12 protein-coding genes are annotated in these 13,542 nt (G+C 40.6%); 4 read left to right on the top strand and 8 right to left on the bottom strand.

What is annotated here, in order from left to right:
- Window positions 1–89: 89 nt before the first annotated feature.
- A complete protein-coding gene (locus ACEN2L_RS16070) occupies window positions 90–944 on the top strand; it encodes an HprK-related kinase A (RefSeq protein WP_441745137.1) in 855 nt (284 codons plus the stop codon).
- Complete coding sequence (locus ACEN2L_RS16065; RefSeq protein ID WP_441745135.1) at window positions 944–2,050, top strand: nucleotidyltransferase family protein; 1,107 nt, start codon at window positions 944–946, stop codon at window positions 2,048–2,050. The genes ACEN2L_RS16070 and ACEN2L_RS16065 overlap by 1 nt, the downstream gene beginning before the upstream one ends.
- A gap of 2 nt (window positions 2,051–2,052) precedes the next feature.
- Here the strand turns inward: ACEN2L_RS16065 and ACEN2L_RS16060 are convergent, their stop codons facing one another.
- The 3 genes from ACEN2L_RS16060 to ACEN2L_RS16050 form a co-directional block, all read right to left on the bottom strand.
- Window positions 2,053–4,221: a malate synthase G gene (locus tag ACEN2L_RS16060; protein ID WP_441745134.1), complete on the bottom strand. Its 2,169-nt coding sequence runs from the start codon at window positions 4,219–4,221 to the stop codon at window positions 2,053–2,055.
- Window positions 4,222–4,337: 116 nt separating this feature from the next.
- On the bottom strand, window positions 4,338–5,276 hold the full coding sequence (locus ACEN2L_RS16055) for a LysR family transcriptional regulator (RefSeq protein WP_306020671.1): 939 nt from the start codon (window positions 5,274–5,276) through the stop codon (window positions 4,338–4,340).
- A gap of 253 nt (window positions 5,277–5,529) precedes the next feature.
- Complete coding sequence (locus tag ACEN2L_RS16050) at window positions 5,530–7,131, bottom strand: isocitrate lyase (RefSeq protein ID WP_306020669.1); 1,602 nt, start codon at window positions 7,129–7,131, stop codon at window positions 5,530–5,532.
- Window positions 7,132–7,397: 266 nt separating this feature from the next.
- Between ACEN2L_RS16050 and ACEN2L_RS16045 the strand changes: the two genes are divergently transcribed.
- A complete protein-coding gene (locus ACEN2L_RS16045; RefSeq protein ID WP_306020667.1) occupies window positions 7,398–8,360 on the top strand; it encodes a chemotaxis protein CheV in 963 nt (320 codons plus the stop codon).
- 122 nt (window positions 8,361–8,482) lie between these two features.
- Window positions 8,483–9,775, top strand: coding sequence for an alkaline phosphatase (locus ACEN2L_RS16040; protein ID WP_441745133.1), 1,293 nt, complete (start codon window positions 8,483–8,485; stop codon window positions 9,773–9,775).
- A gap of 90 nt (window positions 9,776–9,865) precedes the next feature.
- On the opposite strand, the gene ACEN2L_RS16035 is transcribed toward ACEN2L_RS16040, so the two are convergent.
- The 5 genes from ACEN2L_RS16035 to ACEN2L_RS16015 form a co-directional block, all read right to left on the bottom strand.
- On the bottom strand, window positions 9,866–10,567 hold the full coding sequence (locus ACEN2L_RS16035; RefSeq protein WP_306020665.1) for a VC0807 family protein: 702 nt from the start codon (window positions 10,565–10,567) through the stop codon (window positions 9,866–9,868).
- An 89-nt stretch (window positions 10,568–10,656) separates the two neighbouring features.
- On the bottom strand, window positions 10,657–11,223 hold the full coding sequence (locus tag ACEN2L_RS16030; RefSeq protein ID WP_306020664.1) for a rhomboid family intramembrane serine protease: 567 nt from the start codon (window positions 11,221–11,223) through the stop codon (window positions 10,657–10,659).
- Window positions 11,224–11,299: 76 nt separating this feature from the next.
- A complete protein-coding gene (locus tag ACEN2L_RS16025) occupies window positions 11,300–12,463 on the bottom strand; it encodes a glutathionylspermidine synthase family protein (RefSeq protein ID WP_441745131.1) in 1,164 nt (387 codons plus the stop codon).
- A gap of 15 nt (window positions 12,464–12,478) precedes the next feature.
- A complete protein-coding gene (locus ACEN2L_RS16020; protein ID WP_306020661.1) occupies window positions 12,479–13,093 on the bottom strand; it encodes a DUF1190 family protein in 615 nt (204 codons plus the stop codon).
- 8 nt (window positions 13,094–13,101) lie between these two features.
- Window positions 13,102–13,518: a DUF350 domain-containing protein gene (locus ACEN2L_RS16015; RefSeq protein ID WP_441745129.1), complete on the bottom strand. Its 417-nt coding sequence runs from the start codon at window positions 13,516–13,518 to the stop codon at window positions 13,102–13,104.
- Window positions 13,519–13,542 lie beyond the last annotated feature (24 nt).

Raw genomic sequence — 13,542 nt, 5'->3', positions numbered from 1 at the left:
GAGCGATTCGTTAAATTGTGTGCGAATAATGTTGAGCTTGAATCAATTAAAATTGATCTTCTTAAAAAATGTATCCTAGTGAAAAAATCTTGAATTCAATTATAGATGTTGGTCCTTATCGGTTTAGTATTGAAGGTTGCCCTAAATACATTTTAAGTCAGCTCAAAAAACTTTATGACGATAGTGTTGGTTTCGCACCTGAAAAGCCGATTGACTATTGTTTAAGCATCAAATCCACTTCATTTATCCGTAAGTTTCTCAAGCCGCAAATTTGCATTTATATCGATAATCATCGACCTTTTAATCCTATTGCACCTAAAATGTTGCTACCTTCTTTGGAATGGGGTATGAATTGGTGTATTGCTTCCCATGATTATTCTCATTTACTCATACATTCGGCCGTTTTAGTTAAAAATGGAAAAGCAGTAATTTTTCCTGCGGTTCCTGGTTCTGGTAAAAGTACACTGGCAGCATATTTTAGTTTACGTGGGTGGTCGGTATATTCTGATGAAATGGCGATTATTCCGCTTAATTCAAATTTAGTTGTGCCAATGCATCGTCCTGCGTCATTAAAAAATCGTTCAATTGACATTATCCGTAAAAACGCTAACGGGCAATTTATGTCTACAACTACCTATGGCACTCATAAAGGCGATATTGCACATTTAAAATTAAGCAACCGCTCGTCATTTGAAAAGCTATCAGAAGCTAAAATCGTTGCTGCTATATTTCCAAAATATAGAGAAGGAGGTAGCTTAGCCATTGAGCAAATTACTCAGCTGGAGGGATTTGCAAAATTTGTACATCATTCATTTAACTACAGTATTTTAGGAGAACAGGGTTTCGAAACCTTAAAAAATGTAGTTTTTGGTGCTCAGTTTTATACCGCTAAATATTCATCTTATAACGGGATAGACCAGTTTTTAGAGGAGCTAGTCATTTAATGTCACAGACTTTAAATTACGACGCAGTATTCGAGGTGTTTTCGGATCCCGTTATTATTCGTCAATTCTCGTTAAAACAGTGGGAAAATCTTATCAGAATTTTAAGAGGAAATGATTTGCTTGGTTCCTTTTATTATTTATTGGCTCGTTCAAAATTAATAAATGATGTACCTGAGTTTGTGTTTAAACATATAAGCTCTGCGAAAATTTACGCTGATCGGCAGTCGCACCAAATTAAACATGAAGCTAAAGAGTTGGCTTCTTTTTTAGCAAGGGATGGAATTAGCCCTATATTTTTAAAAGGGGCTGCGTATGTTCTGAATAATGATACTAATCATTATGGACGTATTATGTCCGATATCGATATTTTGGTAAAAAAATCGCAGTTAGAGCAAGTAGAAAGTGTACTTAAAAAGAATGATTGGGTAGTTAAACCGTTAGATGAATATGATGAACAATATTATCGAAAATGGGCTCACGAAATTCCACCTTATACCCATTTTTATAGAGGAACAACGTTAGATGTTCATCATACTTTGATTCCGCCGGTATCAGGAATTTTTATTGCTGAAAGTTTATTATTTGATGAATTGCATAATACAAGTTCGTCTCTATTGATTTTAGCTGATGAAACCAAAGTATTACATTGTGTTATTCATTTATTTTTTAATGAGGACTTTTCTAAAAGCTTTAGGGATTTACTCGATATTCATTTGTTGCTGCTTGATATTGAAACCAATAAAAAGAGTTTGAAAGATTTCTTTTTGTTAGCCCATAAATGCGGATTTAAGAGAGAAATTTATTACGTCATCAGATTACGTGAGCTGATCTTTAAGAGAAAACTGTCTGACGACGAATGTGAATTTGTTGATAAATTTTCATTTGCTCACAGCGCTGATATTTTTATTAAACTAATTCTATATCGAGCTTTCATGCCCAGCCATGATCTTATCTCTAGCAAGAGCATCCACGTTGCAAAATTTATTATGTATTTTAGAGGCCATTTTTTGAAAATGCCCTTACATGTATTAATTCCGCATTTTTTCATTAAAACAAAGCGCGCTATTGTAATGTCAGTTTATGGCGCGCATCACTATGAAAAATAGCTTTAGCTGTACGTAGCTTTCATTTTCCGTCTTTTTGCATGCAGCACCGGCTCTGTGTAACCATTAGGCTGTTCTTTTCCCTTAAATATCAATTCTTTGGCTGCTTCGAAGGCTATAGAATTTTCAATGTCGTCGGTCATTGCAATGTACTCTGGATCACTGGCATTTTGCTTATCTACCAGTGCTGCCATTTTTAACATCGAAGCGTTTACTTGCTCATCTGATACGATCTTATGTTCGAGCCAATTAGCAATATGTTGGCTTGATATGCGCAATGTGGCACGGTCTTCCATTAAACCTACGTTATTGATATCTGGCACTTTTGAGCAACCAACACCTTGGTTTATCCAGCGAACTACGTAACCTAAAATACCTTGAACGTTGTTGTCTAGTTCCTGCTGTATCGTGTTTTCATCGAGCACCACATTAGGATTAAGCAATGGAATATCGAGTATGGCGTCCAACATACCGTCACTCGCGAGTTGTAGATGTGCTCGTTGAGTAAATACATCTACTTTATGGTAGTGCAGGGCGTGTAGCGCTGCGGCAGTGGGGGAGGGCACCCACGCTGTATTGGCACCAGATTCGACATGGCCAATCTTAGCCTGCATCATACTTGCCATTTGATCAGGAATGGGCCACATACCTTTACCTATTTGTGCTTTACCCGACATGCCAGTTTGAATGCCGTTTATTACGTTTAACTTTTCATAGGCCGTCAACCAGGGTCTTGTTTTTATTTCGGCTTTTGGGGCAAAGGGGCCCAATAACATAGAGGTGTGAATCTCATCACCGGTTCTGTCTAAAAAACCGGTGTTAATGAACACTGCACGGTCTTTAGCAGCAAAAATGCAGGCTTTTAGATTTACGCTGGTGCGACGTTCTTCATCCATAATCCCCATTTTTATGGTATTAAGTGGTAACGCCAAAATTTGTTCAACTTTGGCAAATACCTTGTCACTGAAGGCAACTTCTTCAGGTCCGTGCATCTTAGGTTTAACGATATAAATGCTATTCGCTTGGCTGTTTTTATATTTTCCGTGGTCAAGTAAATCGTGTTTGGCAATCAAAGAGGTAATAACCGCATCCATTAGTCCCTCAGGCACTGGTTCGCCTGCATATAATATGGCGTCATTTGTCATTAAATGTCCGACGTTACGGATGAACATCAAGCTTCGCCCCATCAGACTAAACTGATTACCGCTAAAGTCACGGTAGCCCCGGTCTGGGTTGAGTGATCGAGTGAAGGTTTTGCTACCTTGTTGAACATCAGCACACAGGTTGCCTAAAATGAGTCCCAGCCAATTTTTATACACCAAGGTTTTGTCTTCGGCATCAACCGCTGCCACAGAGTCTTCACAGTCCATAATCGTGGTCAATGCGGCCTCAACGATGACATCTTTTATTTTGGCAATGTCGCCACTGGCATTGGGTTTATCACCATCAAAATCAATTTCAAAGTGCAGATTATTATGCACAAATAGCAAGGCGGTGGGTTGCGTTAAACTACCAGTAAATCCCTTTAATTGACTTGGGTCTTGCAAGGTCGTTGTGCTGCCGTCCTTAAGTGAAACTGTTAGCTCACCGTTAGATAGCGCATAGCGAATACTATCAATATGGCTGCCAGACTTAAGCGGGAGCAGGGTATCAAGCCAATCGCGCACATGAGCGACGACTGCCTTGCCTCTTGTTGGATTAAACGCTTTCGTTTTAGCCTTGCCCTCATCTTGGTCGATGATGTCTGAGCCGTATATCGCATCATATAAACTGCCCCAGCGGGCATTAGCGGCATTAATCGCAAACCGAGCATTGTTGATTGGAACAACAAGTTGAGGGCCTGCCATGGTGGCGATTTCGGGATCAACATTAAGCGTACCAATTGAAAAGTTCTCTGGCTCTGGCACCAAATATCCGATATCTGTTAAAAATGATTTGTAGTCAGTCAACGAAGGCGTTTTGTGCGTGACGCAATATTCATCAATTGATGCTTGTAAGGAATCTCTTTTTTTCAATAATTGTTTGTTCTGCGGGATCATGTCCGCTAACAGTGTTTCAAAACCTTGCCAGAAAATCGGCTCAAGCAAGCCAGAATTGGGCAATACTTCTTGACTTAAAAATTCGTGTAATTGTTGCGCAACGTGCATTTTGCCAAATTGGATGTAATTTTTCATGACGTACTCATCTTGTGGTTACCCTAGGTCCATACTATGCAAGTTATGCTATATTGTTTAATTTATGCTAAGCATAATAAGTATTTTTATTGTGAATGAAGGTGGTGGCCCTAACTCTAACTTAGTTCTGCACCAATATCGGTGATGAGCCGTCTTAACCAAATATGCCCTGCGTCATGTTGCAAAAGTGCGCTCCACGCCATTTTTAACGCAATGGGGGGGATGTCAAAAGGGGGGGGCAATATCACCATTTCAGGATCATTTTTATAAAGATTAGCGGCTTTTGAAGGTAAGGTTGCCACTAAGCTTTGTGCCTTTGCCAGCTGCAGCGCCACATGGTAATGGCGAGTGAATACACAAATATCTCGTTTTTTGCCGATTTTAGTTAACTCTGCGTCTACCCAACCAAGTTTTTGTACTTCGGTAGGATCTATGCCTACACCCACTCCAAAGCCTGTTTTACTCACCCAGATATGGCGACTGCCCAAATAGTTATTTAAGTCAAACTGCTTAACAATCGGGTTGTCACTTTTTACAACACAAGAGAAACTATCGTACCAAATCACTTTTTGATGGAAGGACAAAGGTAATTCTTCAAAGCGATTAATTGCCATGTCTACCCGGCCTTGTTCAACATCATGGAAGGTGACATCGCTTGGTGTAATTAAATCTAAGGTAATATGAGGTGCAAATACACTTAAGCGACGAATAACTTCGAGTAGTAAAGTCGACTCGGCGTAGTCACTGGCCATGATGCGGAATGTTCGGGTACTGGTTTGCGGGGTAAACTCAGTTTCGGGTTGAATCGCCGACTCCAATTTAGACAGCACATCTCGGATAATCGGCTGAAGTTCTGCGGCGCGTTTGGTGGGAGTCATGCCGTCGCTGGTACGCACCAGTAAGGGGTCTTTAAACACATCACGCAAACGTTTTAAACCATTACTCATTGCAGGTTGAGTGATACTCAGATGATTTGCAGCTTTAGTGACACTGCCTTCTCTGAGCAAAACATCGAGATAAACCAGCAAATTTAAGTCTATTTTAGCTATATTCATTTACATGATGCTCCGCAATTTAGTATTTAGTTGATGAATTCTACTAGTCTAGATAAGGATTGCCAGTAAAAATAGTAATTTTTATTGGTTTAATTAACTTTATTAAAAACAACAGTTTAAGTTTTATTTGAAAAATGTTCTGTGTGAGGAAGTAGAAAATAACGAGCGATAGATTGAATGGCGAGAGTAGAAATAATAAATGTAAATGATAGCGAGCTAGTAGTCGCTCGCCATCAAAATAAGTGCTAAGAAATTATGCGATCATATCAAATTGGTTCATGGTGTTGTCTTTGCCTGACGCTTTAAGGGCTTGTTCACCAGAAAAGTATTCTTTGTGATCATCACCTAAATTAGAACCCGCCATTGCTTGATGTTTAACGCAAGCTAAACCTTGGCGAATTTCTTGACGTTGTACGCCTTTCACATAAGCCAACATACCTTCTTCACCAAAATACCCTTTTGCTAGGGTGTCAGTAGACAGTGCTGCAGTGTGGTAGGTCGGCAAGGTAATCAAATGATGGAAAATACCAGCTTCTCGAGCCGCATCAGCTTGGAAGGTTCTGATTTTGGTATCAGCTACAATAGCTAACTCAGAATCGTCATAGCTTGAAGACATTAACGCATCACGTTTGTAAGCGCTTACGTCTTTCCCTTCTTCTAACCATAAATCAAAGATCTGCTGGCGGAAGTTTAGTGTCCAGTTGAATGAAGGTGAGTTGTTATAAACCAGTTTTGCATTTGGAATTGTCTTTCTTATCGCGCGTACCATGTCACCAATTTGACCCACATGCGGTTTTTCAGTTTCGATCCACAGTAAATCCGCACCATTTTGTAAAGAGGTAATGCAATCCAATACAACGCGATCAAAACCACTGTTGTCTTTAAATTTGTATAAACCATTAGGCAAGCGCACTGGCTTAACAAGTTCTCCGTTTTGTTTTAATACCGAATCGCCTTCATTAAGATCGGCCACAGAATTCACTTTCGATGTTTCTAAAAAGCTATTGTACTGAGCGGCCAAATCGCCAGCACTTTGTGACACCGGAATTTTTTGCGTTAAGCCAGCGCCTAATGAATCCGTGCGAGCAACAATCACCCCATCATCTACACCAAGTTCTAAAAATGCATAACGTACGGCGTTAATTTTTGCTAAAAAGTCTTCGTGAGGAACCGTGACTTTGCCGTCTTGGTGACCACATTGTTTCGCATCAGATACCTGATTTTCAATTTGTATACAACATGCACCCGCTTCAATCATCTTTTTAGCGAGTAAATATGTAGCCTCTTCGTTACCAAAACCTGCATCAATATCAGCAATAATTGGCACCACATGAGTTTGATAGTTTTCTATCTTTGCTAAAACATCGTCATATTCAGCGGAATTTTCGGGTGCTTTATCTAACTGTTTGAACAATTCACCAATTTCACGAGCGTCGGCTTGACGTAAAAAAGTGTACAGCTCTTCAATCAAGGCTGGCACAGTGGTTTTTTCGTGCATAGATTGGTCAGGCAAAGGACCAAATTCAGAACGCAGAGCTGCAACCATCCAACCAGAAAGATATAAGTAACGTTTGTCTGTTGTGCCATGGTGTTTTTTAACCGCCAACATTTTTTGTTGACCAATAAAACCGTGCCAGCATCCTAGTGACTGGGTGTACTTGGCCGAATCTTGATCATAATCAGCCATGTCTTTACGCATAATAGCAGCGGTATATTTAGCAATGTCCAAACCTGTTTTAAATCGGTTTTGCATTTTCATACGAGCTGCATACGTAGGGCTAATTGCATTCCACGTACCGTTTTGTTCAGAAACTAATTTCTCAACTGTAGCCATATCTTGTTGATATTGTGACATAAGGATGGTCCTTTAATAGTAGGGTTAAACAGCTTGGAGAGCTGATTCACGTTGCGAAGCTCTCCGCGTTGGAAACATCCTATGTCAAAAATAAGGTATACAGGAAGGGTATATGTTTCATTTTCAGTATTCATAGTGTGAATGTTGTGGTGTGGTCCATGAAACTATTAGGTAAATAGTGAAATCAGTGGCTACTATTTATTAATGAGAATGTAGCTTAATATTCGATTACTATTAGGCATCAGCGAATTCGATGGTGGAAAAATATGTCAGAGTTATTAGCATCAATTGATTTAAGAACCCAGTTAGTGGGCGAGAATCGACTAGAATTATTGATGTTTAAATTAGGAACAAGGCACACTTTTGCGCTAAACGTGTTTAAAGTACGCGAAGTGATCACCGTGCCCTCACTAAATCATTTGCCGGGCTCTCACGCTAATTTAAAAGGTGTCACAAATTATAGAGGCGCTTCAATTCCCATTATCGATTTACGCGCAGCTATCAAGATGGGTGGTAAAGATGACTACCAGCCAGGCAATGTAATCATCACCGAATACAATCGTAGTGTTCAAGGCTTTTTAATCGGCCAAATTATGAACATTATTAATACGTCTTGGAGCAATATACAGCCTCCTCCGACAACAGCAGGGAAAAACAATTACTTAACCGCTATTACCCAAGTCGATATCGAAGGCAAGCGAGAATTAGTTGAAATTATTGACGTTGAGAAAGTACTCGCAGAAATCATTGAATACGATACGTCTATCTCTGCCGACATTCTTGATGATCCTGTCTCTAAACATTTGAAAGGCAAAAAAGTATTGATAGTAGATGATTCAGCCACAGCCCGTTGGCAAATAAGAGAAACGTTGCAGCAACTTGGTATTGTCATCATTGAAGAAAAAGACGGTTTAAAAGCCCTAAATAAACTCCGACAATGGGCTGATGAAGGTAAAAAGGTCACAGATGAAATACTTATGATGTTCACAGACGCCGAAATGCCCGAAATGGATGGGTATCGCTTAACCGCCGAGGTGCGTCAAGACCCCCGTATGAGCGATCTATTTATTGCTTTAAACACATCCTTAAGTGGTAGTTTTAATGAAGCGATGGTGGAAAAAGTTGGCTGTAATCGGTTTATCTCAAAGTTTCAACCTGATTTGTTAGTTGAGGTGGTACAACAGCGAATGCGCGAAGTCCTCAATTTAGATGGGCCCACAACGCCGTAGATTTTTTACTATCAGACTGGCGTTACTGAAAAATTGTAAACATGTTTGTTTTCAATACCTTTTGCTGCACATCCTAGCTTATACTCCGAACTGATTACTATCTAAAACGTCACGGAGAATCGATGAAAAAGAGTGCGATATTATTGTTGGCGGGGCTGTGTAGCCAGCTAAATGCCAATCCGATGCCCAAAAATATCATCATGGTGGTTGGCGACGGAATGGGGCCAGAATACACAACAGCTTACAGAATGTTGATGGATGACAAAGCCACTCCTGAAGTCGAGTTAACCATTTTTGATAAACTACTTGTTGGTATGGCAAGTACTCACCCAGTGCACACCGAAGGTTTTGTAACCGATTCGGCCGCAGGCGCAACAGCCCTCGCAACTGGGGTAAAAACCTATAATGGTGCTATTGGCGTTGATGCTAATAAACAGCCTGTGCCAACTGTACTTGAATACGCAAAACTACAAGGCCTTAAAACTGGGGTTGCGGTCACATCGCAAATTAACCACGCTACGCCTGCTGGATATTCTGCCCATAATGTCAGCCGCCATAACTATGATGAAATAGCCAATAGCTATTTTGATGAAAAGTTAGATGGCAAATTTACACTTGATGTCATGTTAGGTGGTGGCTGGAAATACTTCATTCGAGACGACAGAAATTTAGTCGAAGAGTTTAAAAATGCAGGCTATCAATATATTGATAAACTGCACGATGTAGAGCAATTGAAAGCCAATACTCCAACCCTTGGGTTATTTTCTGACGTTGGTATGCCTTGGGCCTTAGATACCCCAGAAAAACAGCGTTTACCTTTGTTAGTTAAAACCGCTGTCAAGCAATTAGAAAATGACGCGGGTTTCTTTTTACTGGTTGAGGGAAGCCAAATCGATTGGGGTGGGCACTCTAATGATATCGCCGCATCAATGGGCGAGATGCACGATATGGCATTAACGTTGATGTGGTTGTCTGAGTATGTCGATGCACATCCTGATACCTTATTTGTTGTGACAGCCGATCATAGCACTGGGGGCATGACGATAGGCGCGAGGGGAGAATACAACTGGCAACCTGAATGGCTAAAAAATCTTAAAAGCTCACCAACTACTATCGCTATGCAGTTAGTTAAAAGCGAGGATCGTATTGCTACTGCTAATGAGCAATTAGGATTTGAGTTAAATAAAGAAGAACAAACCCAGCTTAACAATATTGATTCGAGTGACTACAAGGTGTTTTACTCTGCATTAAAGTCTATTTTAGATCAGCGTACTATCACGGGTTGGACGACCACAGGCCACACAGGTATTGATGTGCAAGTATTTGCTAAAGGTCCAGGAAAAGATTTATTCAAAGGGCATGTAGACAACACCGACATCGCTAAAAATGTGTTTAGATTATTGGGTAAAAAGTAAAATGTGAGTTAAACCGCAATTGTAAAAAAGCCCCCAGAAGTTGAATATTCCAACTATTGGGGGCTTTTTTATATGTGCTATTTTTTCGTATTATTTTCCATCCACTAAGAAGTGATCGAGATCTTGTCCAGTTAACTTTTTGATTTGCGAAAACACGTACCATAGCGCCCCAAGTAACATAACCATGCTAGGAATAACGATAACGGGGTAACTCAAGGCCGTCATATGGCCAAGCTCTTCGGTGTACTCAGTACTTCCAGGAGGGCTAACGAGTATGACTTTTGCTAAAATATAGTTCAGTGCTGAGGACATAAAAAACGAACCCGCAACAATATAAGAGCCAATAGCCAGCTTCTTTTCGAACAAGGCTGATTTACCGCATGCCGCAAGAGACTGATTGAGATTGTGCCAATTTACAATCTGCTCATTCAGCACAAGTACTTTGAGCAAGGGTTTACTAGTACGTTGAGTGATTAATACTGCTAATCCAATCAGCGCTGGGATCGCCGCCTCTTTTATTGCGATGTATTCAGCAGGCAATTTCAATAAGCTAATACCACCTGTGAGTATGACACTGACGATGCCAAGTACCGAGAAAGCGTTTACTTTGCCCGATTGTTTTAAATCCCATAAACCAAAGCCAATAGGAAATATTAACGCCACTACAATACTCCAAGCGGGCCCGAGGCTATCTTCACCGCTGAGTTTGGTCATAATCAATACAGGAATTATGATGTTGAAGGCTAAATTACCTAACATTCCTCCTGGTTTCTTTTCGTTCTTTTCGCTCATTGAATACCTATTTAACAACGCTAATTACCTTTTCATTATAGGTTTTTTGTTGTACCAGACCTATTAAAACTTTTAGTTAATCGCTAGGATTAATTTGTAGGCTTTGCCCATAATTTCGCGGCTATGATGCCCGTGATAAAGCCAAACAAATGTGACTCCCAAGACACAAATGAACTGGTTGGCATCACTCCAAAAATGAGTCCTCCGTAAAAGAAGGCGACAACTAACGAGATGATCAACAATTTAAAACTTTTGCTCAAAAAGCCCGCGACCAATAAAAACCCAAAATAACCGTAAATGAGTCCGCTGGCACCGATATGACTAGCGGAGCGGCCAAATAGCCACACTAAGATGCCAGACAACACTATGATCCAAAGGGTAACAAGCCAGTATCGTTTTGTACCGTATTGCAAGGTTAGGTAGGTAAAAATAGCCAAAGGAATAATATTAGAAAAAAAATGCTGCAAGCTGCCATGTAAAAATGGACCAAAGATAATACCTTTTAAACCCGGAACATAGCGCGGGATATTACCAAATTGATTGAGCGCCCTTGCACTTAACAGGTTAATAATTTCAATAGCCGAAACGAGCGCTATTACCGTTACTACCCACTTTATTTGTTGCTTAGTGTCTAGATTTTTCCAACGTAGATTCATGTTACAGAGTTCAATACCGTTTGCTGACTTGTTTTATATTTTGAGCGCATTTGCATTTAAAAGCAGTGTCAAATTGTCACAAAATAATATGGGGTAAATACCGCGATAAATCTTGGGTAATAAGTGATTTATCTTCGCGAATCGAGATACCTGCAGGTTTGTCATCCACTAACCATGAGCCGATTAATGTATGATTTTGACTGAAGGTAGGTAAGGCGTGAAAGGCTTGATAAATAAAGCCTTCTTGGCCATAGGGGCCTTGCCCTTCAATTGTGGTGCGACCTTGTTCTATTACGCTGATATTGGCGCCTTCACGGGAGAACAAAGGCTTTTTAACCAGCTTTTGCTCTTTTGCCAAGTGTAATTCATCTTCAAAATATGAAGGGAGTAGATTGGGATGATTAGGAAACAGTTTCCATAACATGGGTAATAGGGCTTTATTTGACAAGATCGACTTCCATAAAGGCTCTATCCAATTGACTTGGGCAGGTATAATGAAGGAAGCAAACGCTTCTCTTTGCATAAATTCCCACGGATACAGTTTAAATAATGTATCAATGACGCAGTCGTTCAAATCGGTAAAGTGCTCACTTTCACTGATGCCAATATCTTCAATAAACACAAATTGACTGATGAGCCCCGCCTCTGACGCGCAGTCTTGTAAATATTGCACGGTGCCTCTGTCTTCTACTGTGTCTTTGCAGCAAGCAAAATGCATTGAATCAATTGCATAATGCTTGGCCATTTTAGCAAACTGGTTAATCAGTTTTTCTTGTAAAGAATTAAACTGATCCGCTCGCCTACTGAGCTTGCCTTTGTCTACTTGCTCTTCTAACCACAGCCACTGCCAAAAGCCTGACTCATATAAAGAGGTGGGGGTATCTGCGTTGTTTTCAAATAATTTAGCTGGGCCGTTTCCGTCGTAAGCAAAATCTAAACGCGAATAAAGACTCGGGTCTCTATTGGTCCAAGAATCTAAGATAGGTTGCCAAAACAATTCCGGTATTTGAAACTTCTTTAGCCATGCATCGTCGTTGACGACGTGGTCGACCACAGCCAAACACAGTTGGTGAATTTCTTCGGTGGGATCTTCAAGATCTTTTTCTATTTGTTTGAGAGTAAATTGGTAATAGGCGCTCTCATCCCAATAGGGCTCGCCTTGCATGGTATGGAACGTAAAACCAAACTCAGAGGCTTTTTTACGCCAATTATCCCTTTCCTGAATGTCTACTCTAAGCATAAATAAACGCTATTATTAGCTGCCCCAACTACTTTTTGATGAGCTGCTACCCCAACTAGATTTTGCTCTTACACTGCTACCAAAACCGCCTCGGCTCATGGTTTTACTGACCGCAGGTTTTGCTTTAAAGGCGTCTTTATTAACCCGCATATTGCGTTTGCGGGTGTCACCAAAATCATAACCATCTGAGCCAACCCAGCGATTTCGATACGAAGAGTAGGGTGAGTAAGAGGTATACATTGGCTGGCTATAATAACCGCGAGGCGATAGTAAATTACTTAACATGTAACCGGCCATGAAGGGCATAAAAAAAGAGCCACTTTCTTGGCGTACTACTTGGCACTGATTTGCCCCAAATTCTGCTTCACAATCTCTGGCTGAAGCGTACTTTGGCCCGGTGCGCTGTGCTTCAACAAGTGCGTCTTGATAGGCGGTGTTGCATTGTTCAACCATACCTGGATTGGCTTGGGCACACTCATCTGCATTGGTGTAAATGGTCGCGTCTTGTTTTTCTTCGCCACATGCACTTAAAAAAATGGCGGCAATACCTAAGGCCAAAGGCTTAACGGTAAACCCTTTGCGCATTCTAGACAGATTAATAGACTTTGAGCGTTTAAGCGTAGCTGGCATAAACCCTCCTAGTAGGTCATGCAGGCAGCGTTTAGCAGCCCTACTGAAATCGACATTGCCGCTAACATGGTTCCTGCAGACACTTCGTTTTGATTGATGCGTTCAGCAATTTTGGGCATAAAGGTAAAGCGAAGCAAAGCAAAGGCAACAGATTGAGCCAATATGGCCACGATCCCCCAGATGATAAAATCAATCAACGATAAGGAATTGGTCGCGGCACCTGCTAAGGCAATACTAAAACCTATCATCGCACCACCGAAACCAACGGCAGCGGCGATATTTTTGTCTTCTTTAACCAGTTTCCACTCATCGTGTGGTGTGACAAAAGCATAGATAATTTTGAAGACAAACAACAAGGCAATGGAAATCGCAAAATATAAAGCAAAATTTCCCAAGCCTGCAATTGAATGTAATATCGTGTCCATGTGTATTCCTCTTAGCTGTCTATA

The organism is Flavobacterium sp. W21_SRS_FM6, from assembly GCF_052119645.1.
GTDB lineage: Bacteria > Pseudomonadota > Gammaproteobacteria > Enterobacterales > Alteromonadaceae > Paraglaciecola.
This window is presented reverse-complemented; position numbering and strand designations above follow the sequence as displayed.